The sequence below is a fragment of the Lentzea kentuckyensis genome (assembly GCF_002150765.1).
GTDB classification, from domain to species: domain Bacteria; phylum Actinomycetota; class Actinomycetes; order Mycobacteriales; family Pseudonocardiaceae; genus Lentzea; species Lentzea kentuckyensis.
In genome coordinates this window covers 20,847-46,041 of sequence record NZ_MUYM01000038.1, presented here as the reverse complement: position 1 = coordinate 46,041, position 25,195 = coordinate 20,847, and the positions used below count along the sequence as shown (strand labels likewise).

Annotated in this window: 13 protein-coding genes; 3 read left to right on the top strand and 10 right to left on the bottom strand. The window is 70.9% G+C overall.

All coding sequences use genetic code 11. The features are described from left to right. Together B0F77_RS49060 and B0F77_RS19625 are read left to right on the top strand one after the other, a co-directional pair. Positions 1-831, top strand: coding sequence for a PucR family transcriptional regulator (locus tag B0F77_RS49060; RefSeq protein ID WP_211293883.1), 831 nt, complete (start codon positions 1-3; stop codon positions 829-831). Then, positions 828-1,967, top strand: coding sequence for a PucR family transcriptional regulator (locus tag B0F77_RS19625; RefSeq protein WP_086664380.1), 1,140 nt, complete (start codon positions 828-830; stop codon positions 1,965-1,967). The genes B0F77_RS49060 and B0F77_RS19625 overlap by 4 nt, the downstream gene beginning before the upstream one ends. A 21-nt stretch (positions 1,968-1,988) precedes the next feature. Here B0F77_RS19625 and B0F77_RS19620 read toward each other — a convergent pair whose 3' ends face one another. Then, positions 1,989-2,345, bottom strand: a complete 357-nt coding sequence (locus tag B0F77_RS19620) for a hypothetical protein (RefSeq protein ID WP_086664379.1) — start codon at positions 2,343-2,345, stop codon at positions 1,989-1,991. 223 nt (positions 2,346-2,568) lie between these two features. Here B0F77_RS19620 and B0F77_RS19615 point away from each other — a divergent pair, with 223 nt between their 5' ends. Continuing rightward, a complete protein-coding gene (locus B0F77_RS19615) occupies positions 2,569-3,957 on the top strand; it encodes a DHA2 family efflux MFS transporter permease subunit (RefSeq protein ID WP_086664378.1) in 1,389 nt (462 codons plus the stop codon). On the opposite strand, the gene accC is transcribed toward B0F77_RS19615, so the two are convergent. From accC to B0F77_RS19575, 9 genes are read right to left on the bottom strand one after another with little or no spacing between them, the layout of a single operon-like run. Continuing rightward, positions 3,928-5,271 (bottom strand): acetyl-CoA carboxylase biotin carboxylase subunit, encoded by a 1,344-nt coding sequence (gene accC, locus B0F77_RS19610; protein ID WP_086664454.1) that lies wholly within the window; start codon positions 5,269-5,271, stop codon positions 3,928-3,930. The genes B0F77_RS19615 and accC overlap by 30 nt on opposite strands. 4 nt (positions 5,272-5,275) lie before the next feature. Then, on the bottom strand, positions 5,276-5,722 hold the full coding sequence (gene accB, locus B0F77_RS19605) for an acetyl-CoA carboxylase biotin carboxyl carrier protein (protein WP_086664377.1): 447 nt from the start codon (positions 5,720-5,722) through the stop codon (positions 5,276-5,278). Continuing rightward, positions 5,719-7,377 carry an acetyl-CoA carboxylase, carboxyltransferase subunit beta gene (gene accD / locus B0F77_RS19600; protein ID WP_086664376.1) on the bottom strand — a complete coding sequence of 553 codons (1,659 nt, stop codon included), beginning with the start codon at positions 7,375-7,377 and terminating at the stop codon, positions 5,719-5,721. Before accD ends, accB begins: the two co-directional genes overlap by 4 nt. Further along, positions 7,374-9,110 (bottom strand): acyl-CoA dehydrogenase family protein, encoded by a 1,737-nt coding sequence (locus B0F77_RS19595; protein ID WP_086664375.1) that lies wholly within the window; start codon positions 9,108-9,110, stop codon positions 7,374-7,376. Before B0F77_RS19595 ends, accD begins: the two co-directional genes overlap by 4 nt. Beyond that, positions 9,107-9,283, bottom strand: a complete 177-nt coding sequence (locus B0F77_RS47975) for a hypothetical protein (protein WP_158102765.1) — start codon at positions 9,281-9,283, stop codon at positions 9,107-9,109. The genes B0F77_RS19595 and B0F77_RS47975 overlap by 4 nt, the downstream gene beginning before the upstream one ends. Then, positions 9,280-11,031, bottom strand: coding sequence for an acyl-CoA dehydrogenase family protein (locus tag B0F77_RS19590; protein ID WP_086664374.1), 1,752 nt, complete (start codon positions 11,029-11,031; stop codon positions 9,280-9,282). Before B0F77_RS19590 ends, B0F77_RS47975 begins: the two co-directional genes overlap by 4 nt. Then, a complete protein-coding gene (locus B0F77_RS19585) occupies positions 11,031-12,602 on the bottom strand; it encodes a PfaD family polyunsaturated fatty acid/polyketide biosynthesis protein (protein WP_086664373.1) in 1,572 nt (523 codons plus the stop codon). The genes B0F77_RS19590 and B0F77_RS19585 overlap by 1 nt, the downstream gene beginning before the upstream one ends. Next, positions 12,599-19,402 carry a beta-ketoacyl synthase N-terminal-like domain-containing protein gene (locus B0F77_RS19580; RefSeq protein ID WP_086664372.1) on the bottom strand — a complete coding sequence of 2,268 codons (6,804 nt, stop codon included), beginning with the start codon at positions 19,400-19,402 and terminating at the stop codon, positions 12,599-12,601. The genes B0F77_RS19585 and B0F77_RS19580 overlap by 4 nt, the downstream gene beginning before the upstream one ends. Before the next feature lie 6 nt (positions 19,403-19,408). After that, positions 19,409-25,183 carry a type I polyketide synthase gene (locus tag B0F77_RS19575; protein WP_086664453.1) on the bottom strand — a complete coding sequence of 1,925 codons (5,775 nt, stop codon included), beginning with the start codon at positions 25,181-25,183 and terminating at the stop codon, positions 19,409-19,411. Positions 25,184-25,195: the final 12 nt, after the last annotated feature.

Genomic DNA, 25,195 nt, shown 5'->3' with positions numbered 1-25,195 from the left:
GTGCACGAGGCGGCCAGCCCGCACGGCCTCGACGACGTCATGCACGCGCTCGCCTCGCTGCCCGCGCTGGGCCTCGCCGCGCAAAACGCGTACACCAAGGGGTTCCTGGCCGGGCAGGAGACGGTCCTGTCCGTGGTGGACCGCGTTCAGCAGCTCACCCGGATGTTGCTGACCGATGATCCGATAGCCGCGGACATGGCCGCCGGCCTGGCCATGAACCCGCCAGGCGAGTGCGTGGTGACGGTGGTTCGCACACCCGCGGGACCTCCCGGCCGCGCAGACGTCCTCCAGGACCTGCTGAGCCGCCACTGGACACCGATCTGCTGGGTGGAGCCAGACGAGTTCGTCGCGCTGGTGCCGGACGGAGCCCAGGACGTCGGTGTGATACAGGACTTCGTGGATCGCGTGGGAAGTCCGTGTGCGATCGGTGCGTCACGCGGCAGAATCGGCGAGCTGGCCGGGACTTTCGCGCGAGCACGGCAGGTCAGCCGGGCCGCGCCGGTCCGTCCGGGACCGAGCGCGGTGCACCACCTGACCGATGTGTTCCCCGAGATCGGCGCGGCGCGCGTTCCGCCGGTCGACCGGTGGCTGCGCGAGCTGGCGGAAGTCCTCGCCACCGGACCGCACCTGGTGGCGACGCTCGACGCCCTCTACCGCAACGACCTGGCCAGGACGCAGACCGCCGCGGTGCTGCACATCCATCCCCGCACGCTGGAATACCGGCTGCGGCGCGTTCACGAACTGACCGGACTCGATCCGGTCTCCGTGCGGGGTGTCCGGATCCTCAGCACCACCGTGAACCGCGTTCTCGCCGGATGGGAAGCGCTGTGAGCGATCTGCTCGGTTCGCTGAGGAGACGTGTGCCCGCCAACGCCGAACGCGTCGTCGAGACCTGCACCACCGAGTTGGCGGAGTACGCCGCTGCCGCCAGGGACCCGCGCGAACACGCGGACATGCTCGACTTCGCGGTGTTCATCCGCCGCCGCACCATCGATCTCGTCGCTGCCGACGAGCCCCTGACCGACGACGACCTCGCGGTGGTCGCGGCCACCGGGGAACGCCGTGGCGAGACCGGCATGTCCAGAACGTCCCTGCGCCGCCTGCTCACGTTGCACGCCGGCGCCACCCTCACCGAGATCCAGGAAGCGTCCGGCCCCCACGACCTCGCCATGACCATGCGCATGCTCGGCTGGCTGGGGCCGCAGGGAGCCGCCGCGCAACAGGCGTACACCTCGGGATTCCTGAAGGGGCAGAAGCACTTCCTGCCGCTGATGGCCCAGGTGCGGCAGTTCGCCGAGATGCTGCTGGCAGACGAGGCGGCCGCCCTCGCCAACGGCGGGAACCTGGGCATTCAGGTACCCGGCTCCTACCGGGTGATCGTCGTGCGCACACCGGACCTGGCCGCGGAGCTGTTCACCGAGGCCGTGCACGTCGTCTGGCGCCGGTACCACGCTCCGGCGACCTGGTACGGCCTCGGCGAGTTCGTGGCACTGCTCCCGGCCGAGCAGGACACCACCGCCACCAGGTTGATCAGCGATCTCACCGAGATCATCGGCGACCCGTTCTCCGTGGGTACGGCCAGCGGCCCGGCCACAGCCCTCGCCGAGGCTTTCGCGCTGGCGAGGCGAGTCAGCCGCGTGACTCGCCCCGAGACAGCGCCCGGTCACCTGCACACCGCGGCCGACGTGTTCATCGAACTGGGGGCCGCGGACCTGCCGGAGATCGACCGCTGGCTGCACCACCTGGCCCAGCGGCTGGCCGGCGGCCCCGGCCTGGTGGAAACCCTGGACGCCTACTACCGCCAGGACCTGAACCGGCCGCGGGCGGCCGCGGCGCTGCGCATCCACCCCCGCAGCCTCGACTACCGGCTGCGGCGGGCCAGGGAACTGACCGGCATCGACCCCACTGGTACGCAAGGCATCCGGATCCTCGGCACCGTCGTGTCACGGGTGCTGGCCAACGGCTGAACCACGTGACCCGGACCGGAATCAGAGCCTCGCGAGCCGGTACTCGTAGGGCGAGGCCCCCGGCGAGGCCGCGCAGTTGCTGCCCTGCCGCGAGGCGGTGTAGGTGTAGCCGGACGGGACTCCGCACGCCCAGACACCGGTGAGGTCGTAGTTCACCGAGTCGAGCAGGAAGTACTCGTAGCGGAACCCGCAGTTGGGATTGCTGCGCACGGACGACCACGTGTAGCCGGACGGGACCGTGCACGCCCAGCTGCGGTGCAGGCCGGCGGTGCCCACGTCCTGGGCCGCGGCCGCCGAACCGCCGGTCAGGACCGAGGCCGTGAGGGTCGTGGCCACACCGACCGACGCGCAGAAACGCTTGAGTGCTGTTCCGATCACGTTCGTCCTCCAGGAAAGGGTTGCCAGTCAACAGAATCGAAGCGTCCCAGCGCATCGGTACGACGTCTTCGTCGATCCGCGAGAACGCGCCGCGGACCCGCCCGCCGTTTTCACGCGAAACGGAAACCGCCCGCGCGAAGTGAGACGGCGCGGTTTCCGCCCGTGCCGCATCGGAAACCCCTTGATGTCAGGCACCGCCCCAGCACCCGGCGAAAGGCGTCCGATGCTCCACACCGAGCAGAGCGTGGCCCGAGCCGTCGCCATCACCGGTCTGGCCGCGTTCATGGCGGGGCTGGACAACCTCGTGATCGTGACGGCGTTGCCCACCATCAGCGTCGAGCTCGGTGGTGCGCTGAACGATCTGGAGTGGACGGTCAACGCCTACACGTTGTCGTTCGCGGTGCTGATGATGCTGGCCGCCGCGACGGGGGACAGGTTCGGCCGGCGCAAGGTCTTCGTCGCCGGTCTGCTGATCTTCACCGTCGCGTCGGCCGCGGCGGCGCTGGCGCCGGGGATCGGCTGGTTGATCGCGGCCCGCGCCGTGCAGGGCGTGGGCGCCGCGGTGATCATGCCGCTGTCGTTGACGTTGCTGACCGCGGCGGTTCCGGAGCGGAAACGCGGTGCCGCGCTGGGCATTTACGCCGCGGTCAGCGGTGTGTCCGCGGCAGCGGGGCCGCTGGTCGGCGGGCTCGTCGTGCAGGAGTTGTCGTGGCACTGGATCTTCTGGCTCAACGTTCCCGTCGGGCTGCTGCTCGCGCCGACGGCGTGGTGGGGGCTCGCGGACAGCCGGGGTCCGAACGCCCGGCTGGACGTGACCGGCACGGTGCTGGTGAGCCTGGGGATGTTCGGACTGGTGTTCGGGATCGTGAGCGGCCACGTGGACGGGTGGAGCTCACCCGTCACGCTGACCGTGCTCGCCGGGGGTGTCCTGGGGCTGATTTTGTTCGTGTGGTGGGAGAAGAGGACCGAAGAACCGATGTTGCCGCTGGCCCTGTTCCGCAACCGGGCGTTCAGCGGCATCAACGTCGCCAGCCTGTTGATGGGGGTCGGTGTCTTCGGGGCGATCTTCCTGCTCACCCAGTTCCTGCAGACGGTGCAGGGGTACGACCCGATGCAGGCGGGGGTGCGGATGCTGGCGTGGACGGCGGCGCCGATGCTGGCGGCGCCGGTGAGCGGGATGCTCGCGGACCGCTTCGGGGGCCGCCCGGTGGTGCTGGTCGGGCTGGTGCTGCAGACGCTCGCGCTCGGCTACTACGCGGTGGTGATCACGCCGACGGTGTCGTACTTGGTGCAGCTGCCCGCGTTCGTGCTGGCAGGAATCGGAATGGGACTGTTCTACGCGCCGATCATGCACGTGCTGATGGGGTCGGTGCGGGAGCACGAGCAGGGCATCGCCTCTGGCGCCAACGCGGCGACCAGGCAGCTCGGTGCGACGATCGGTGTGGCGTTGCTGGCGGCGGTCTTCAGCGGGTGGGGCGGGCTGGAGTCGCCGCAGCGGTTCGTCGACGGGCTGGAGCCGGCGTTGTGGGTGGGGGCGGGCGCGTTGGCGCTGGCGGTGGTGGCGATGGCGCTGGTGCCGCGCTCACAGGTGGTTGCGCAGGAAGTCCGTTGACACGCCGCCCCGCCGGAACACGGGGTGCCGCACCAGTTTCCGCTGGAACGACGCGGTCGTGTGCACGCCGGGGCCCTCGACCCGCAGTTCGGTGAGAGCGCGGTCCATCCGGTTCAGGGCGGACGAACGGTCCTCCGCCCACACGATGACCTTGCCGATCATCGAGTCGTAGTGCGGCGGAACCGTGTAGCCCGGCACACAATGCGAGTCGAACCGCACCCACGGGCCGCCGGGAGGCCGACAGACTTCCAGCAGACCGGGAGTGGGGGCGAAGTCCCGTGCCGGATCCTCCGCGTTGATCCGGCATTCCACGGCGTGGCCGCGCAACACGACGTCCTCCTGCTTGACCGACAACGGCCGGCCCGCCGCCACCCGCAGCTGTTCGGCCACGAGGTCGACCGACGTCACCAGCTCGGTGACCGGGTGCTCCACCTGGATCCTGGCGTTCATCTCCATGAACCAGAACCGGTTGTCCTCGTCCAGCAGGAACTCCATCGTCCCCGCACCCCGGTAGCCGACCGCGCGGGCGCCGCGGACGGCAGCCTCGCCGAGCCGGGCGCGCAACTCCTCGTCGACGACCGGTGACGGCGACTCCTCCAGGAGCTTCTGGTTGCGGCGCTGCACCGAGCAGTCCCGTTCCCCGAGGTGGATCGCGTTGCCGTGGTCGTCGCAGAACACCTGCACCTCGATGTGCTTCGCCGGGCTCAGAAAGCGTTCCAGGTACACCGAGGGATCGTTGAAGAGCGTCTGCGCCTCGGCACGCGTCGCGCGCACCGCGTCCGGCAGCTCGGCCGCCGACGGCACGATCGTGATGCCCCGGCCACCCCCTCCGGCAGAAGCTTTGAGCAGCAACGGAAAACCGACGTCGGCGGCGGCCTCGACCGCTTCTTCGACGGAAGCGGGCGCGGACAACGTGCCCGGCAGCAAGGGCAGTCCCGCGTCGGTCATCAGGCGGCGCGCGGTCGCCTTGTCGCCGAGCGCCTCCATCACCTCCGGTGGCGGGCCGATGAACGTGATGCCGTGTTCGGCGCAGATCTCGGCGAAGTACGGGTCCTCGGACAGAAAGCCGTAACCGGGGTGGATGGCGTCCGCACCGGTCTTGACGGCGGCACCGATGATGTTCGGGACGTTCAGGTAGCTCTGCTTGGCGGGCGACTCGCCGACGTGCACGGCCTCGTCGGCGAGCTCGACCGCCATCGACGACTCGTCGGCGGTGGAGTAGATCGCGACGGTGCGCACCCCGAGCTCGCGGCACGCCCTGATCACGCGCACGGCGATCTCGCCGCGGTTGGCCACGAGCACCTTGCCGAACATGACCTCAGCTCCCGTCACGGGACAACAGGATCAGCGGCTGGCCGTACTCGACCATCTCGCCGTCCCCGGCCAGCAGCTCCGCGACCGTGCCCGACTGGGTCGCCTCCACCGGGTTCATCAGCTTCATGGCCTCGACGATGCCCACCTGCTGGCCTTCCGCGACCACGTCACCGACCTCGACGAACGGCGCCTCGCCGGGACCGGGCGCGCGGTAGAACGTGCCGACCAGGGGAGCGGTGATCCGCGGTCCGCCAGGTTGGTCGTCCGGGGAAGGCGTCGCGGCAGCCGGTTCACCGGCCGGATCCGCGGTCGTGTCCCAGTCGACCTCGACGGCGGTCCCGGCGGCCTCGACCTTCATCCGCTGCGGCGTGCCGGGCAGTTCGTTGGCCAGTCGCACCACCTGGGCCGCGACGGACTCGGGATCCACGCCCTGGGTCGTTTCCTCGGTCATGCCGGCACCTCGCTTTCAACGGGAGCGCCGAAGCGCGCGAACCGCGTGTAGCGGTCCTCGGTCAGCTGCTCCGGGGTCAGGCCGTCCAGCTCGGTGAGCGCCTGCACCAGGCCGGAACGGACGTTGCGGGCGGTGGTCTCCCAGTCGGACTGGGCACCGCCGGGTGGTTCCGCGACCACGCCGTCGACGAGCCCCAGCGCGAGCAACTCGCGTGACGTGATCTTGAGCGCCTCCGCGGCCCTGGACGCCTCCGCCGACGTGCCCCAGAGGATCGACGAGCAGCCCTCGGGGCTGATCACGGAGTAGTAGGCGTTCTCCAGCATCAGCACGCGGTTGCCGACGCCCAGCGCCAGCGCGCCACCGCTGCCGCCCTCGCCGGTGAGCACGACCGCGGTGGGCACGCGCAGCCGGGACATCCGCATGATGCACTCGGCGATCGCGGTGCCCTGACCGCTGCGTTCGGCGTCGGCGCCGGGGAACGCGCCCGGTGTGTCGACGAGCGTCACCACCGGGAAGCCGAACCGTTCCGCGTACGCCATCAGCCGCCGGGCCTTGTGGTACCCGCTCGGGTTCGGCATGCCGAAGTTGTGCCGCACCAGGTCCGGTGGCGAATGTCCCTTCTGCGAGCCGATGACGACGACGGTGCGCCCGGCGAGCCGGGCCAGACCGCCCACCACCGCCTGGTCGTCGCCCGAGCGGCGATCGCCGTGCAGCTCCACGAGTCCGTCGTCGAACACGGCCGCGCAGTAGTCCAAAGTGGTCGGACGGCCCAGGTCGCGGGCCGACTGCACGACGTCCCACGCGGCGCGTTCGGGGATCTGGGCCGGATCGGTGATCAGCGTGCGCGGGGTTTCGGTGAGCTGTTGCGGCTTCGTGTGCATGCCCAGCAGCCGGCCGAGCAACGGCCGCAGCGCGTCTCTGGACACCACCAGGTCGAGCATGCCGTTGGCCAGCAGGAACTCCGCGGTCTGGAACCCGTCGGGCAGCTCCTCCCTGATGGTCTGCGCGATGACGTTCGGGCCGGCGAACCCGATGCGCGCACCGGGTTCGGCGATGATGACGTCGCCCAGCGTCGCGAACGAGGCCGTCGCGCCGCCGTAGGTCGGATCGGTGTTGAGGTTGAGGCACAGCACGCCCGCCTCGTGCAGCCGCGCGACCTCCTGGCTGGTCTTCACCAGCTGCATCAACGACAGCGCGCCCTCCTGCATCCGCGCCCCACCGGATGCGCAGATGATCAGCAACGGCGTGCGTTCGTCGAGTGCCCGGCGGGCGGCCAGCGCGATCTTCTCGCCGGTCGTGCCGCCGATGCTCCCACCCATGAAGCCGAAGTCCACGGCCGCGATGATCACCCGTGCGCCGTCGATGGAGCCTTTCGCGCAGATGCAGGCCTCGGCGTCACCGGTGCGACGTTCGGCATCGGCGAGACGCCGCGCGTACGGCTTGCTGTCGTGGAACTCCAACGGGTCGTTCGGCTTGAGGCCGGCACCGAACTCCTCGAACGACCCGTCGTCGAACAACAGCTCCAGCCGTTCGCGCACCGGCATCCGCCAGTGGTGTGAGCACTCGGGGCACACCTTGGCGTGCTTGTCGAGCCGCTTCAGGTACACCAGCGCGGTGCAGGACGGGCACTTCGCCCACCGGACGTCGTCGGTCATCGCGGGTCACCTCCTGGAACCGAGCTCTTGGCGAGGGCGAACTGGCGGTAGCCGAACGAGCGGTTCTCCTGGTGCAGCCGCAACATCACCGCTGTTCCCGTGTCCACATCGGACTCGTCCACCACCGTGTCGAGCGGGTGCAGCAGGTGCCAGAGCCGTTGCAGGCACAGCAGCAACGGCTCGGGGCCGTCGAGCGGTTCGCTGATCCACGACGACAACGCCCGGTGCGCCAGGCAACACGCGGCAGCGTGCACCACGCAGTACCGTTCGGCCAGCAGGAACAGCTCGGCCGAGTCTCCGTACCGGCGGCCGAGCTTCTCGCGCAGGGCCTCGCACTCCTCGCGCATCCGCTCGATCTCCTGCTCGAAGCACTCACCGAGTCGGACGCACTTGTCCCAGCCTCGTTGCCGCAGCAGGTCCAGCGCGTGCGGCAACGTCCGCACCGCATCGTCGCCGGTGCGGCTCACCGTCTGCGCGGCCCACGGCCGGATCGGCGGCAGCTCGGCGTCCCAGTCGAACACGACGGAAGCACGCTCGACGTCGGCTTGTGCCGGCTTGAGCAGGTTGTGCAGTTGCAGCGCGATGTTCTTGAGGTTCACCACCGTGTTGCCGTCGGCGAAGTTCGCCACCAGCAGGTCGCGCTTCGCCTTCTGGAACGCCCCGTACCGCGGGTGCGCGCGCAGGTAGTGCCGCGCGCCGAGCACGACGGCGAGAGCGCTGACCGTGCGGTCGAGCACGGTCGGTATCAGGAACTTCGCCACCGACGACCACACCGAACTCTGGTCCGGCGAGGCCTGCAGCCCGCGCGCGGCACAGTTCGCGAGCACATCGCACAGCAACTGGTCAGCGAAGCACTCGACCAGCTTGCGACGCGAGTACGGCACGTCGACGACCTCGCGCCCGAAGATCCGCCGGTGGGTGGTGAAGTCGAGCGTCAGCCTCAGGGCCGTGTCGGCACACCCGAGCGCGATACCGGTGATCATGACTCGCACCGGGTGCGAGCTCTTCAGCGCGATCTCCAGCCCCTGCCCCTCCGCGCCGATGCGCGCGGACTCCGGGATGAAGCACCGGGTGAGCCGCACGCCGCTCATGTCGATCCCGCGCAGTCCGTGCAGCTGCTCGTCCGGCAACGCGGTGATGTGGTGCGCCGGCGTGGATCGCTTGTCCAGCACCAGGATGGTGAATCCGGCAGGCCCACCGCGATCCTCCGTGCGCACGAACAGCACGATGTGGTCCGCGAGCGTGGCGTTGCCGATCAACCACTTCTCGCCGTCGACGACGTAGCCGCCCTGCACTTTTCGGGCCGTCATCCGGTTGGCCAGCAGATCGCTGCCGTGCTCGCGCTCGGACAGCCCCCACGACACCTTGGCGCCGTCGCAGACCGCGCGCCCGTAGCGTTCCCGTTGCTCGTCGGTGCCGCCGACCCAGATCGGCAGGTACGCGAGCATCGTGATGCTCAACGCCGTGGCCGCCGTCGCGTCCCGGCGGGCGATGGCCGTGCCGAACGCGACGGAGTCCTGGGTGGCCACCCCGCGCCCGCCCGCGCTGACCGGCACGCCGAACTCGTGACAGCGCCAGGCCCTGAGGTGGTCGAGCAGGACGTGCGGATACTGCTCGCGCTCGTCGAGATCGAGGACGGTGGCGAAGGACGCCGGGCTGTTCGGGTCGTGCGGGTCGCCGAGGTGCCGTTCGAGGTCCTCGGTGAGCGCGGCGAGGTCGGCGACGCGAGTCATGACGCGCCCTCCCGCGGCAGCACCGGTGCCGCGCTGAACAGGCGGCCGTCGTGGTGCTGCGTCTCTGCCCGCGCGAAGGGTGCGGCGGCGGTCTCGGGTTCGAGCCGGCCGTGCGCCCGATGACTGCGGTTGTACGGCATGTCCAGTGCGGCGAGGTCGGCGACGCGAGTCATGACGCGCCCTCCCGCAGCAGCACCGGTGCCGCGCTGAACAGCCGTCCCTCCGCGTGCAGGGCCTCGGCGAGGACGAAGGGTGCGGCGGCGATCTCGGGTTCGAGCCGGCCGCGCGGTCCGCGGCCGCGGTCGCGCAGGACGTCCAGCGCGGCGACGAGCCAACCGGTCGAGCCCGGCGGCTGACCGAAAAGTGGCCGGTGACGGTTGAACCACCACAGGTGCACGCAGCTCGCGGCGGCGTGCAGCAGGGTGAACCGCTCGGCGAGGTCGAGCAGCTCTGCCGAGCGGCCGCACTCCTTGCCGAGCAGGGTCGAGAGCTCTTGCACCTCACGTGGAACCAGGCTCAGCGCTGCCTGCAGTGATCCGAGCCGGCCCAGCAACGGGCCGGCGGACGGCGCCCCGGCGAGGAGGTCGCGGATCTCGTGCGAGACCGCGGGCAGTGCGGCGGTCACGTCGTCGCGCCCGCGCCAGGACAACGCGAGATCGCTCAGCCGCAGTTCGGGCAGCGGCGCGTCGAGGCTGAACGCGGTCATCAGCTCCGTGCTCGGCGGAGGCTGGTCGAGCACGTCGTGCGCCGCGAACCGGCGCAGTTGTTGAGCTGTCAGGCGCAGGTTGCCGATCGGGTCGATGTCGATGTACCGCACGACCGCGTTGTCGCGGCGGGCGACACCGAACGCGCCGGTCGGGCCGTCGGCCAGCTGGCCGCGGAACGCCAGCACGTCGGCGCAGCGGGCGAACACGTCCTCGGACAGGTCCGTCACGACCGCCTTGGCGACGCTCGACCACAGGCTCTGCTGACCGGGCAGGGTGTGCAGGCCGCGGGCGCAGGCGGTGGCGACGACGTCGGCGACGGTCAGCGCCGCGGCCGAGGCACCGAGTTCCCGGCGCACGTACGGCATCGCGGTCAGCGGCGCGCCCTCGAACCGGGCGGTCGTGGCGTGGTCCATCGTGAGGCGCAGCGCGGTGTCGGCGCAGCCGAGGTTGGCCGCCGTGCTCATGGCGCGCACGAGCTGCAGGGCGCGCAGCACGGTCTCCATGCCCTGGCCGATGCCGCCGACGACGTCCTGTGCGGGTACCAACAGGTTGTCGAAGCAGAAGTCGGCGAACTCGATGCCGCGGAACCCCTCGGTCCGGTGGACGTTCCGCTTGGCGTTCGCGAGGTCCTGGTCCCGCAGCAGCACCAGTGTGAAAGCCGCGGGCCCGCGGCCCCCGGTGCGGGCGAGGACGAGCAGTGCCGAGCACTCGGGCCCGAGCCCGACGCGCCACTTCCGCCCGGTCAGCCGGTAGTCGCCGCGGCCGTCGTCGAACAACGAGCAGTCGCCCGCCAGGAGGTCGCCGTCGTGTTCCTCCTCGATGAGGGCGAAACCGGTGGTCTGCCCGTGCCGGGCCATCGTCACGACCTCGGCGCACTGCTCCGGGGTGCCGGCCAGCAACACGCACGTGGTCGCGGTGATGCCGAACATGGTGGCGGGCATGGCCGTGCCGTCCCGGCGCGACGCGAGCCTGGCGGACATGAGGGTGTCGTCGGCGGTGCGCAGTTCACCGCCGAAGCACTGCGGCACGAACGCGAGGCGCAGGTCGGTCCCCGCCTCGTCGGCTAGCGCGGTGAGGTCGGCGTGCTCGTCGCGTTGTCTCATCGCGGCGAACCCGTAGGGGTTCTCGTCCGCGCGCGGGTCGCCGAGCCGGTGATCGAGTTCGGCACCGGCGGGGTAGCGGGTGGCCTCCGGTCCGTTCAGCGTCGCGGACATCAGGACTCTCCGGGTTCTGTGGACAAGGGGGTGGGGCGGTAGGTCGTGCACGACGCGGGCAGCCGCACCCCGGCGAGCTTCAGCTGCCACACCCGCGAGGTGTAGGCGGCGCCGCGCATCAGGTGGGTGGCGACGTCGGCGGCGGCACGCCTGGCCGGGTCCTCCAGGTAGGTGCCGCGCACCCAGTCGTTGAACGCGCCCATCGCCGGGCCGCACCAGATCTGGTAGTCCTGCGTGCGGTCGGGCTCGCCGGTCACCGCCCAGCGCGAGGCCATGCCGAGGTACCAGCGGAAGATCAGCGCCATGCGGCGGCGGGGGTCGGCGGCGGCGCGTTCGAGCTGGGCCGGGTCGCGCCGGGTGAAGTACGCGACCACGTCGGCCCACACCTCGTCCAGCGGGCGGCGGAAGATCTGTTGTTCGAGCCGCAGCCGTTCGCTCACGGGTAGCGCCTCGACGCCCTCGTACGTGCGGTACAGCTCGTACAACTTCTTGGCACGCATGGGGAACAACGTTCCCTTGCGCAGGACCTGGAGGTCGACGCCGAGCTCGAACATGTCCGCGGCCGGCGCCATCTCGCAGTCGGCCACGTCCGCCTCCGCCAGCAGTCGCCTGGCCGCGTCGGAGGTGCCGGACTCCACACAGGACTGGTTGACCGAGCCGGTGACGGCGTAGTCCGCGCCCATCGCGTACACCGCCGCCAGCGACGCCGGGGTGCCGAGCCCGCCCGCCGCGCCGACCCTGATCGGCCACCGGTGCCGCGCCTGCTCGGCGTCGCGCAGACCGAGGATCGTGGGCAGCAACGCCCCCATGGGCCTGCGGTCCGTGTGACCGCCGGAGTCGGCCTCGACGGTGATGTCGTCGGCCATCGGCACCTGCTCGGCGAGTTCGGCCTGCTCGGGCGTCGCCAGGCCGTGCGCGACCAGATCGGCGACGACGGAAGCGGGTGCCGGACGCAGGAAGTGCGTGGCGACCTCGCTGCGGGACACCTTGGCCACCAACCGGTTCCGCGCGACCGGCCGGCCCTGCTGGTCGCGGCACAGTCCGGCCACCCGGTAGCGCACCACGTGCGGTGTCAGCGCCATGAACGCCGACGCCTCGACGCACCGCACGCCGTACTTCAGGTAAAGCTCGACGGCGTCGCGTTCCAGCGCGTCCTCGCTGGGGCTGTGGATCAGGTTAGCCGCGTACGGCAGATCCGGGATCTCGTCGCGGAACCGTTGCAGCGCCTTCTCGATGTTGGTCGGCAACACGCCGGCCGCGCCGTAGGTGCCGAGGCTGCCCGCCCGCGCGATGGCGATCACCAGGTCCGGCGAGGCGATCCCGCCCGCCATGGCGCCGCACATGTAGGCGTACCGCACGCCGTGCGCCTTGCGGAACGCGGCGGACCCGAGCCGGTCGGCGGTCAGCGGCGCGGCCACGGCGATCACCGCGCTGTCGTCCGCGGGGCGTTCGGTGGTCAGACCGACCCGGCCCTGCCCGCGCACGACGTAGCAGGGCAGGTCGAGGCGCATCAGGGCGTTGCGCATGCTTTGCCCGTCGCGGGTGGTGGGGCGGTCGGTGGTGAGCGTCATCGCTGTTCCTCCTCGCCCGGCCGCACCTCGACGGCGATGCCGGTGAGCTCGTAGATCCGCAGGCCGGACGTGCGCCAGAGGCTGGCGTCCGCGATCACGACCACGCTGTCGTCCTGCCTGCGCACCTCGCGGACGTGCAGGTCGAACGTCATCGCCGGATCGGTGCGCAGGATCTGGCCGCGGTAGCGCCACGCCATCTCGACGTCTCGTGCGGTGGTGAAGACCGGCCGGGGGATCCCGTCGGCCAGGCCTGTCTCGCGGATGAACACCTGGAGTCCCTGGATGATCGCCTCGACGCCGAGTGAACCGGGCATGACCGGGTCGCGGTGGAAGTGGCAGTCGAAGTACCAGTCGTCGGGGGAGATGGTCCGCGTGCCGCGCACGTAACCCTTGCCGTGCTCGCCGCCGCCGACGACGATGTCGAGTTCGTTCACCAGACGCAGGTGCCCGTCGCCGAGCGCGGGCGCTTCGGTGAACCAGCGGTCGTCGAGTTCCAGATGGATGGTGTCCGCTTCGGACTGCTGGTCGAGCCATGGCGGCACGCAGGTGCCGTTGTCCAGGCCGACCTGGTTGCTCAGCGCCTCGTCAGTGAAGTACCCGAATAGCGACTCACCGGTGTAGAAGACCTCGCCGTCGGCGGAGAGCTCGTACCGGAAGTTCTGCAGCACCACGCCTTTCACTGACTGGCTGGACAGCATCTCCGAGTGGTGCCGGATCGTCCTGCCGCGCAGGTCGAGGTCGCGGACCAGGGTGGCGCGGCCGTCCAGGTTGCGGATGCTGAGCTCGGTGTCCGGGAAGTCCAGCGTGGCGCCGAGGTAGTAGCCGAGGAAGATCGCCGCCTGCAGCGACGTCTCCATCAGCACGCAGTTCGGCACGTCGCCCGCCGGGTTCTCGTGGAAGTACCAGGCTTCCGGCGGCGCGTCGTACTCGCTGTCCATCGTCGCGCCGGGGACGAGCTTGCGGCGGGTGCCGTCGAGCCGCATGACCCGGTCCACGAACCGGAAGTCCCCGTTGGGGATGTAAGGCGCGCGCAGCTCGCGGTAGATCTCGAACTCCGGCCCCATCGCGACGTCGAGGTCACCCTTCGCCGCGTGCGCGAGGTGCAGTTCGTTGACGAACGCCTGTTCGCCGGTGTGGTTGCGCCGCCCGAAGAACGGCGGCACGCCACCAGGTCCTGGCCGGTACGGGGTGCCGGGCTTCTCGCGCAGCCGGATGCCGAAGTCGTGGATGCTGATGATCGGCTTGTCGCCGTCGTAGATCACCAGATCGGCCACGAGCGTGGGCCGCGGCAACATCGTGATCTCGATGATCTCGGCCTCGTAGCGGATCGCCGCCGTCTCCGGCGTGATCTGGCCGCGCACCTTGATCGTGGTGCGCAGCCCCGGCACCGGCTGGAACTCCGCGTCCGGGAGGACCAGGTGCAGGCCGAGGTACATCGCGTAGACCTGCAGCAACTGCACGCCACCCTCGGCCACCAGCGAGCCCGCGAGCACGGGGTCGCCGGTGAAGTGGCAGGCGAAGTACCAGCCGTCCGGATCGAGGTTGGTGACGGCGCTGAGCGCGCCCAGACCGCGCGGACCGCCGAGCCGGTCGATGCGGGTGATCTCGTCGATCATCCGGAGCCGGCCGTGCGGCAGCCGGATCGACGGGTTGCAGCCGTCCGCGCTCTGGTCCCAGCGCTCGCCGAACACCTCGGCGGGCTTGCCGTCCGCCAGCAGGTCCAGGTCCGTTGTGGACAGTGAGGTGCGGTCGGTGCGTTCCAGCGGCTTGAACCACGTGCGGGTCATCGCCTCGCGCCGCTTGCGGTCGGCCTCGCTGGTGACCACGCCGAGCGAGTCGTCGAGCTCACCGGCGGTGAAGAAACCCGCGCAGGCGTCGTGCAGCGCGAGGATCAGCTCGCCGTCGGCGAAGCACTGGTAGTTGAAGAAGAACAGCAGGGTGTCGCCGTTGCGGACGAACCGGTCGATGTTGATCTCGTAGCGCAACGTCTGACCGGCCCGCGGGAAACCCCCGTGGAACACCAGCGTGCTGTCCAGCAGCCGGTAGACGCGGTGCCCGCGGGTCTCGAAGTCGATGCCGAGATAGCTGATCAGCATCAGGTCGCACTGGCCGGCCTCGACGGTGATCGCCGTCGGGGCGACCCCGTCGACCAGGTACCAGGCGTCGGCGGGGACGTCGTACTCGGTGGTGATCGCCGACGGCTCGAACCTGCCGGTTCTGGCTTTGAGCTCGGTGACCCTGCTGACGAACAGGTAGGGCGGCGCGGGCAGCCGCACCCGGTAGGCGAAGCCGTCGACCTCCTCGAAGCGGGCGCCGAACACCTTCGCGACGCTGCCCGTCGCGAACTCCAGCAGGTCGGCCTCGTTCCAGATCGCCTGGTCGCGTCCTTGAGGTACGAGCTGGTCGAGCATTCGCTGCTGGACCGCGTCGTGGGCGCGCAGTGCCGCGCGATGTGCCTCGGCGACCGTGCCGACGAGCGCCCGCACCGGGCTCTTCACCGGGCTCTTCACCGAGCTCCGCACCGGTGGGCGGATGCGCCGGGCGGTGACCTCGACCGGCTTCGGCCGCAGGTGCACGAACGGGTCGCCGTCGACCACGATCTCGTCGACGCCGTCGTGGTGTTCGGCGGCCGGCATCGGCTGTTCTTCGTGTTGCACCACGGCTTCCGCGGCCGTGCGCACCTGCTGGACGACGGATTCGGCCCCACAGACGACGGGCACGGTCAACCGGCCCGTCGCCTGGTCACCCGAATCCGTGCCGAACAGCACGGAGAGGTCGATCGGCAGTCCGTGACTGACGAGCCGGGCCAGCGCGGCCGCGAGCGCGACACCCGTCGACGCGCCCCTGCGGTCGACGGAGACCGCCACGTGCGGCTTGTCGGTGAGCGTCTCGCCGATCCACCGCGTGCAGGTGGCGCCGGGCCCCACCTCGACGAAGTACCGGAACCCGCGGTCGTGCGCGGTCTCCACCAGCCGGACGAAGTCGATCGTCCCGCAGAGCGTCCCGGCGATGTGCTCGGCCAGCTCCTGCTGGTTCGGTGCGCCGATCCGGTCGTAGTTGTAGGCGGACAGCAGTTCCACGTCCAGGTCGGGCTGACCGAGCGGGTAGCTGTTCAGCTCCGTCAGCCCGTCGAGGACCGGGTGGATGAGCGGGCAGTGCATGACGTGGTTGGCGGGTGCCCGCGCGGCCTTGCAGCCGGCGCGCGCGATGACCTCGGCGCACTGCTCCGGGTCACCGGCGATCACGACCTCGCCGGGTGTGTTGATGTGCGTGACCCACACGCGGTCCAGCTCGGCGATGGCGTCCTGCACTTCTTGCGCCGCGGCGAGCAGCACATGGGTCGACCAGACTTTCTTGTCCGCCGTGTCGTCCGGCAGGTTCCACGCTTGGCGCACGAACTCCTTGCGCCCGCACAACTGGTCGCGGAACAGCGGCGTGGCCACGAGCGCCGCGTCGTCACGCGCCGACTCGGCCCACACACCGGTGGCGAACAGCATGCTGCTCTCGCCGAGGCTGTAACCGAACGCACCGTGCGGCTTCAGGCCGAGGACGTCGCGCAGCAGCTGGGTGGTGAGCACGGCCAGGTTGGTGCCGGTGGCCAGCACGGCCGGGATGTCCTCGATCAGCTTCGTCTCGTGGTGCATCAGCTCGCTGCGGTCGAGCCTCCGTGTTCCCATCGGATACAGGGCGTCGAGCTTGAAGCGCCGCACCGGGTGTTCCTCGTGGTCCTCGAACTGGGCTAGCAGGCCGGGGAAGAGCCGGAACAGATCCCGGCCGGCGCCGGGATACGTCGTGAAAGCGCCGGGGTAGACGAACGCGACCTTGCCTTCCGCGCCGATCGGCTCAGCTGTGCAGCAGCTGCCCGACGGGGTGCTCCACTCGCCGTCGAGGTTCTGGAGATCCCGTTGCGCGGCTTCGAGTTCGCGTTCGAGTCCGGCCGCGTCCGGCGCGACCAGCACGGCCGTCAGCTCGCCCTGCTCGGACCGGACCAGTCGGTGTGGATCCGCTCCGGATCGCAGTTGGTCGAGGAGATCACCGGCGCGCTGGGCGAGGCCGGGGCCGTCGTCCGCTCGTACGGGAAGCAGCAGCGGGCCGCCGTTCTGCCAGTCGACCTCGACCTCGCGACCCCGCTCGCTCGCGCCGGACAGGATGAGGTGGGCCGCGTGCCAGCCGCGCGGGCCGTGGTGGCCGATGGCGCTGATCGCGGCGGTGCGGGGACGGTTCCGGTCGTGGCGCAGCCACGGGACGGGTTCGCTCGGCACGCGGAACCGGGTGTCGTCGACGGTGAGGGTTTCCGGGGCGGCGGGGAACTCGGCGCGGTGCAGGAAGAGGGCGACCTTCACGAGGGCGGCGAGGACCGAGGCGCGCTGCACGTCGCCGGTGAGGTCGCCGAGCCTGCCGACCACGCACCCGGGGGTGTCCTCCACTGTCCGGTAGACGTCCGCGAGCCCGCCGATCTCCGCCGCACTCGAAGCCGCGGTCAGCCCGCCGATCTCCAGGTAGTCCACATCGGACGCGTCCAGCCCGGCCGCCCGCAGACCGTCCCGCGCCGCGCGGCCGACCGAGTCCTCGCCGCGGTGCGACCCGACCGCCTCGACGGTGGCGTACACCCGCCGGCCGTCCGGCACGTCCTGCGGCCGCATGACCACCACGGCCGCGGCGCCGTCGCCGAGCGGGGGCACCGAGTCCGCACCTTCGGCGAGTTGCTGGCGGGCCAGGGTGTTCTCCGCGCCCGCGGCCAGGTCGACGCCGCCGACCAGCACTGCCTCGATGGTGGGGTCGAGCAGCAGCAGACCCGCGATCTCGAGTGCCACGGCACCGGCCGCGGAGTCGCTGGAGATCGTGAACGACGGGCCGGTGAAGTTGTGCGCCGCGCACACCCGGCTCGCCATCACGTTGCCGATGTAGCTCAGCACCTCGTTGGCGCCGAGGTCCGGGTGGATCGCGCGGCGGGCGGCGTCCTCCAGCCTGGTCAGGTCCTTCTCGCCGAGCTGGACGCCGGCGCGGTCGATCTCGGAACGGACGTGCGCGCCGATGTCGAACCGGGCGCGATGGGCGTGCGTGTGCGGTTCCATGTCCATCGCGATGAGCGTCGCCACCCGCCGCGGCTCCTGGCCGGCCGTGGTGGTGAAGCCGGCGTCGGCCAGTGCCTCGTCGGCGGCCTCGAAGAACACGAGGTGTTGCGGGTTGGCGTGGCCGAGCTCGGCGGGCGGGATGCGGTAGGCGCGCACGTCCACGTCGACGGTGTCCACGTGGCCGCCCTCGGTGTCCGGCACCTCGGGCAGGTCGTCGATGCCGTACCACCGCTGGTCCGGGCGCTCGCCGAGGACCGGGGTCGCGGTGCGCACCGCGTGTGCCAGCTCATCCTTGCCGGACAACGGTCCCAGTCGCACGCCGAGTCCCACGACCGACAGGGGGCCGGGCTGCGCGGGCTCGGCAGCCGGTGAGGAAGCCGAAGCCGAGAAGACCACGTGCGCGTTGGTCCCGCCGAACCCGAACGCGGAGACGCCCGCGCGGCGGTGTTCGGAGTCCGGCCACGGCTGCTGCGAGCGCACGACGCGCTGAGGTGCCTGGTCGCACTCAGGCACGCGCAACGGTTCCCGCACGCCGGGCGTGGCCGGGATGATCCCGTGCCGCATCGCCAGGATCACCTTGAGCGCGCTGCTGAACCCGGCGACGGTGAGCAGGTGGCCGACGTTCGCCTTGACCGACCCCAGCGGTGGCACCTGGCCCGCGTTCTCGACGAAGAACTCCTCCAGCCCGCGCAGCTCGGTCGAGTCGCCGAGCGGCGTGCCGGTCGCGTGGCACTCGACGTAGTCCACAGTGGACGGATGGATGCCGGAGTCGTCGTAGGCGCGGCGGTAGGCCTCGATCTGACCCGCCAGGTTGGGGCTCAGCACGTGCTTGCCCGCGCCGTCGTTGCTCAGGCCGATCGCGTCGATCACCGCGTGAATCCGGTCGCCGTCGCGCTCGGCGTCGGCGAGGCGCTTGAGCACGAACACCCCCGCGCCCTGCCCGGTCACGATGCCGCGCGAGCCGTCGTCGAACGGCTGGCTGACCCCGTTGTCCGGATAGGCCTGCAGGTCGGAGAAGGACAGGTGGATCAGCAACGGATCGGGCGCGCACACCGCGCCCGCCAGCATCACGTCGGCACGGCCGGTCGTGAGCTGGTCGCGGGCCAGCGCGAGGCTGTAGAGGGCGGAGGAACAGGCGGCGTCCAGCGACCAGGCGGGACCGCCCAGGGCGAACGCGTCGGCCAGTACCGTGGCGGGCAGTCCGGCGGCCCACAGGTTGTGGGGTTCCACGTCTTCGGACTCGTGCGGCGGAACCTCGATGCCCGCGCGCCGCAGCCCCTCCGACACGGCCTCCTGGTGCAGGGGCAGCGACATCCGCACCGACTCCTCGGTGGGGAAGGAGTAGTTGCCCAGCGCGAGGCCCGTGCGCGCGAGCACCGGGTCGTCGAGCTCGATGCCGGCGTCGGCGAGCGCCTGTCGCGTGACGTGCAACGGCCACCGCACCACCCGGTCGAGCCGGGCGAGTTCGTCGGGCGGGACGTGCAGGCCGGTCAGGTCGATCTCGGGCTCGGTGACGAAACCGCCGCGGGTCTCGGTGATCCGGTGCGCGTCGTCACCCCAACCGCCGGGCTCGCCGGGGTCGGTGCCGAACTCGTCCGGACCGCCCGGGGTGCGCAGGTCCGCGTCACTCAGCAGGTGCTGCCAGAACTCGTCCGGCGAGGACGCTCCAGGCAGCAGACACGCCATGCCGATCACGGCGATCGGCCGCTGGGTTGCGGTTCGCATGGCTCCTCACTCACCTCGGCTCGTGAACTGTTCGGCGAGCCCCTCACTGCACACGACGTCGACATCGGTGAACCGCAGCAGCACCCGGCCGTCCGGGGCGCACGCGGTCACGGTGCAGCGCGCGGAGTCGCCGTTGGTGGCCACGTCCCGCACGACGACGGCGAACGGCGAACCGTCCGGCAGGACGTCGTGGACGTCGATCGCGCCCACCGCGGTGGGCAGGCAGTTGCGGCCACTTGTCCGGTGCACGCGGACCAGCACGGCCTGCAGCAACAGATCGGCTGGCACGGGGCTGTACCGGCGGGTCTGGTAGCCGCCATCACCCAGCACGGCGTCGGGCAGCTCGCAGCGGAGCACCAGCTGCTCGTCGTCCTCGGCCAGCAGCGCGTGGATGCCGCGCAACGGTGGCCCGTGGAACAGGGCACCGTCGTCATACGGACTCACCGGCGTGCCGGAGTCGAACGCGGGAAGGTCCACCGTCTCGGGAGCAGGCGCGTCAGCCACCACCTCGCCGCGGTACCGGGGTTTGCCGTCCGGATCGCGGACCAGGACCTCGGCGCCGGTGAGCGCGAACTCCAGCTGGTCCGGGGCGTCGTCGAACCGCAGCCCGCGCAGCACCGAGAAGGACCGCAGCCGCAACGGTTCGGTGCGCACTCGCGACACCACGTTGAGGATCGCGCCGATCGCCGCGGTCGCCGGCAGCACCGCGGTGCCGCCGAGCGCGTGGGACGCCAGCACTGGATCGGCCGCCAGTGAACGGATGTCCCGGCGCAGCACCACATCGGCGGCATCAGGAGAGTCCGGTGTGGACAGAGGTGAGGTCGGACCGGCGATGCAGACCACGTCACCGGACCGTTCCGGGGTGAACTGGTCGGCGAACAGCCGGACGCCCTCGTCGAGCGGGATCAGCGGGACACCGCGCTCGGAGAACATCCGGGCCAGCTCGGGCGTGACCATGCCGCCCTCCCACGCGCCCCAGTTCACCGCGGTCACGGCGGCGGACGGCAGCGAGCGCTTGAGCGAGCAGGCGATCCGGTTCAGCGCCTCGTTGGCCATCGCGTAGTCGGACTGCGCCCGGTTGCCGAAGAACCCGGCGACGGACGAGAACAACACCACGTGCCGCAACCGTTCCAGATCCAGCGCGTCGAGCACGGACGCCAGCCCGGTGAGCTTCGGTGCGAGCACGCGCGCCACGTCCTCCGGCGTCTTGTCGGCGATCAGCTGGTCGGCCAGCACACCCGCACCGTGCACCACACCCGCGATCGACCGCCCTGCCAACACCTCGGCGACGGCGTGAGCATCGGTCACGTCGACCGCCACGTACTCGGCCGTCGCTCCAGAGGAACGGATCGAGGAGAGCGTGGCGCGAATCTCCCGCTGGGCCAGCAGATCCCGTGCGATCCGGTCGACCTCCCGCGGCTTCGGTCTGCCGTCCGAACGCAGGGCGATCACGCCGCGCAGCTCGCGTTCCGGCACATCCGCGGCCCACGACGGCTCGTCGGTGAGCGACGTGCGGCCCAGCAACAGCAGGCCGGTCCGGTACCGGCGGGCGAGTTCGGCGACGCAGGCCGCAGTGACGCCACGACCGCCTCCCGTGACCACGAACAGGTCGTCGGGGCCGGGGGAGTCGACGGGGGGTCCGGACGGCAACAGGTCGGACCGCGCGTCGGACACGCCCACGGTCCGGCGCACGCCCTCGGCGTCATAGGCGACTTCGGGCAACGACTGGGCGTCGTGCAGTTCGGCGAGCAGCAGGGAAGCGCAACGCTCGTCGGTCAACGACGGCGCAAGGTCGACCACGCGGCAGAACAGCGACGGTGCCTCGATCGCCAGGGTCTTCACCAGGCCCGGCAGACCGCCCAGCACGGCGGCCTCCCTCTCGACACCACCGAACCCGAGCAGGCCGTCGAGCCTGGTGACGACCAGGAAGGCCGCTCGCCCGCCGGCGGCTGCCGCCTCCAGCCGCCGGTGGGTGTCGCGGGCGAGCAGCAGAGCTGACGTGAGCGTTCCGTCCGCGTGCACGACCAGGTCCAGGTCGGTGTCGTCGGGCAGGTCCTGGGGCCCGAAGGTGGTCCAGCCGGACTCGGTGAGAGCAGCGGTGAGCGGCGAGGAGCCCACCACGAGGGCGTTGCGGGTGACGAAGGGAGCGTCGAGCTGGTCGGGAGCGGGAACGGCCAGAAGGCACGCCTGCTTCCGCCCGATCGCTCCCTCACGTGCTTTTGGGGTGGCCGTCACCTCGCTGGCCTGCTCGGTGACGAACCGGACGATGTCGTCGAGCGTCCGCAGCTCCGCCAGCTGTTCGGGACTGGCCTCCTGGGCGTCCGGGAACTGTTCCCGCAGCCCACCCATGATCTCGACGCGCTTGATCGAGTCGATGCCGAGATCGGCCTCGACGTCCATGGACGGGTCGAGCATGTCGGTCGGATAGCCGGTCTTCTCGGCCACGATCGCGAGCAGCGCCGAACGGACGTCGTCAGCCGAACCCGCCGGAGTGTCGCCGGACGGCTCCGGCACCTCCTCGGGCTCGTCCGCGACCACGATCTCCTCGTCCGTGACCACGACCTCGCCGTCCGGCACCGGGACGTCGTTCGGCACCGAGACGTCGGCCGGCTCGTCCCCGGTGGGGGGAGCCGGTTCCAGCTCGGCCGGCGGTGCGGGCTCGTAGCGGCGGGGCGCGGGAGTCGGCGCATCCACCGTCGCACCCGGCGTGTCCAGCTGCACCAGGCTGCGCAGCACGTCGCTCGCGTGGATGTGGCTCTGCCCGATGGCGACGCTGTGCTCGGTCACGGCGTTGATGCCGCTGATCACGCTGTCGTCCGGGGTCTCGCCGTCGGCGTGCTGCTGCAGCACCTCGGTGAGCCGCTCGGCCACTTTCAGCTGGCTGGTGAGGTACTCCTCGTGCATCGACAGGTGGCCGCCCACCGCACCGGAGACGTCCGCCTCCGGATTCGTGATCAGCTCGCCCTGCTGCGGTTGGACCCTCTCCTCTGTCGGCTGGCTTTCTTCCATGGCCGCGCGATGCGCGCGCCGTTCGTCGGACACGTGGTTCACCCCGTTCATCGGAATCGTCATGCCGCCGGCCGGTTCGGACGGCTCCGCGGGTGCGGTGAAGCGGTTGAACCCGGCGAGCGGCAACCCGAGCACCGCGAGCTGGGCGGCGGTCTGCTTCAACGTCCGGTCGCCGTCCGCGCGCGGGCCGCCGTCGGCAGAGAGCACGACGACGTCGTCGTGGTCCGCGAGCGTCCGGCGGACCAGGCCGCCGAGCACCTTCTTCGGTCCGAGCTCCACGAACACCCGGAACCCGTCGGCGTACATCTCCTCCACGCGCGGTGCGAACAGCACCGGCTTCAGCAACTGGTCGACGAGAACACCGCGGTTCGACGCGACGTCCGGGCCGTACCGGGCGTCCTCGCTGTTGGCGTAGACCGGGAACGACGGTTCGGCCGGCGAGACGTCCTCGACCGCCGCGCGGAACTCCGTCACGGCGTGCGCCACGTGGTCGGTGTGGAACGCGGCCGCCACCGGTAACCGCTTCGCCTCGGCACAGGACTCGACGAACCGCTCGACCGCCTCCGTGGCACCTCCGACAACGACCTGCTCCGGGCTGTTCACGTTGCAAACGCTCAGATTCGGGTGCTCGGCGAGCAGTTCGCGCGCCCGCTCCAGTCCACAAGAGACAGCCGCCATCGCGCCGGCGTCCTCACCAGTACCGGCCATCGCCCGGCCACGTGCCGCGGCGAGCAGGAAGAAGTCCTCGTCGCTGAGGCTTCCCGCACACCACAACGCGGTCAGCTCACCGAAGCTGTGGCCCAGCGCGCCTTCCGGTTCGAATCCCAGCTCGTGCAGACAGCGGAAGTGCCCCGCGGACAGCGCGCCGATGGCAGGCTGCGCGAAGTCGGTGCGACGCAGCGCGATCTCCTGTTCCTCGGCTGTCCGCTCGTCGAACGCCGTCGGCGGGAACACCACCGCCCCGAGCCCCGGCGGTCGATGAAGGGCTCCTTCATCGACCCCAGGTGGAGGAAGGAGCCCTTCATCCACAGCCAGGGCGGCCTCGTCGAACGCGGCGCGCAAGGGAGGAATCGCCAGCGCCGCACCGGTTCCCATCCCCGCGTACTGGCTGCCCTGACCGGCGAACAGCACCGCGACCTTGCCCGGCACCTCCGCGCGCGGCCGGTAGTAGATCCCCGGCAGCTCGAACGCCTCGGACGACTCCCGCAACCGGTCGGCTGCCTGCGCGCGCAACCGGGCCAGCTCGTCCTCGTCGCGAGCCACGACGGCGAGCCGCGCGTGGTCCTCCGGCACCGGCCCGTCGGACTCGTCCACGCTCAGCAACTCGGCCGGATCGGCCGCGTGCCAGAGATGCACCCGGCACACGCGGTGCAGGACCTGGGCAGCGGCGTCGTGCTCCTCCAGCACGCAGTGGAAGTTCGTGCCGCCGAAACCGAACGACGACACCGCTGCCCTGCGCACCGGCCTCGCGGGGTCGACCACCCACGGCCGGGCGGTGGCGCCGAGGTGGAACGGCGAGTCGTGCAGGCCCTTCGCGGGCTCGGTGACGTTGATCGTGGGCGGCAGCACTTTCTGGTGCAGCGCCAGGCTCAGCTTGATCAACCCGGCCGCGCCGGCGGCGGCCTTGGTGTGACCGATCTGCGACTTGATGCTGCCGACCGCGACCGAACCGGGTGCGACGCCCGCTTCCTCGTAGATCTCGCGCAACGCACCGAGTTCGGTGTCATCGCCCACCGCGGTGCCCGTGCCGTGGCACTCGACCAGCCCGATGTCGGCAGGAGACAGGCCCGCGTCGTCGTAGGCGCGGCGCAACGCGACCGTCTGCCCCTCGGCGCGGGGTGCGTAGATGCTCTTGAACCGGCCGTCGCTGGACGAGCCGATGCCGCGCAGCACCGAGTAGATCCGGTCACCGTCGCGCTCGGCGTCGGCGAGCCGCTTCAACGCGAGCATCCCGATGCCCTCACCGATCAGCGTGCCGTCGGCGTCCGCGTCGAACGGCCGGATGCGCTCGCTGGGGGAGAACGCGGGTGTCTTGGAGAAGCAGAGGTACATGAAGATCGTGTTCTCGGCGTCGCACCCACCGGAGATCATCAGGTCGGCGCGCCCGGACACCAGTTCGGCCGCGGCCATGTGCACCGCGGCGAGCGAGCTCGCGCAGGCCGCGTCCACCGTGCAGTTGGTGCCGCCGAGATCGAACCGGTTGGCGATCCGGCCGGCGACGACGTTGCCGAGCATGCCCGGGAACGAGTTCTCCTCCCAGGGCGCGAGGGCCGCGACGAAGTTGTCCGCGATGTCCTCCGCCTGGGCGTCGGTCAGGCCGCAGTGCCGGGCGACGCGCCGCAGCAGCGGGGTCTGCAACCGGGTCGACAGCGGCTGGGTGAGCGAGTTCGCGCCGGTGATGCCGAGGATCACGCCGGTGCGCGACCGGTCGTGCTCGGGAGAGTCGGCCAGCGTTTCGCGAGCCACCACCAGACTGAGCAGCTGCAGGACGTCGGTGACCTCCAGCGTGGCGGGCGGCATCCCGAACTCGACCGGGTTGAAGTCCGTCGTGGGCAGGAACCCGCCCTTGCGGCAGTAGGTCTTGTCCGGCGCGGCCGGATCGGGGTCGTAGTAGTCGTCGATCCGCCAGTGCGTCTCCGGCACGTCGGTGATGCAGTCGACCGCATCGGCGATGTTCGACCAGAACTCGCGCACGTCACGGGACCGCGGGTACAGCCCGCCCAGCCCGACGACGGCGATCGGTGTGTCGCACAACCTCACGTGGTCACCCATCATCAGCCCCAA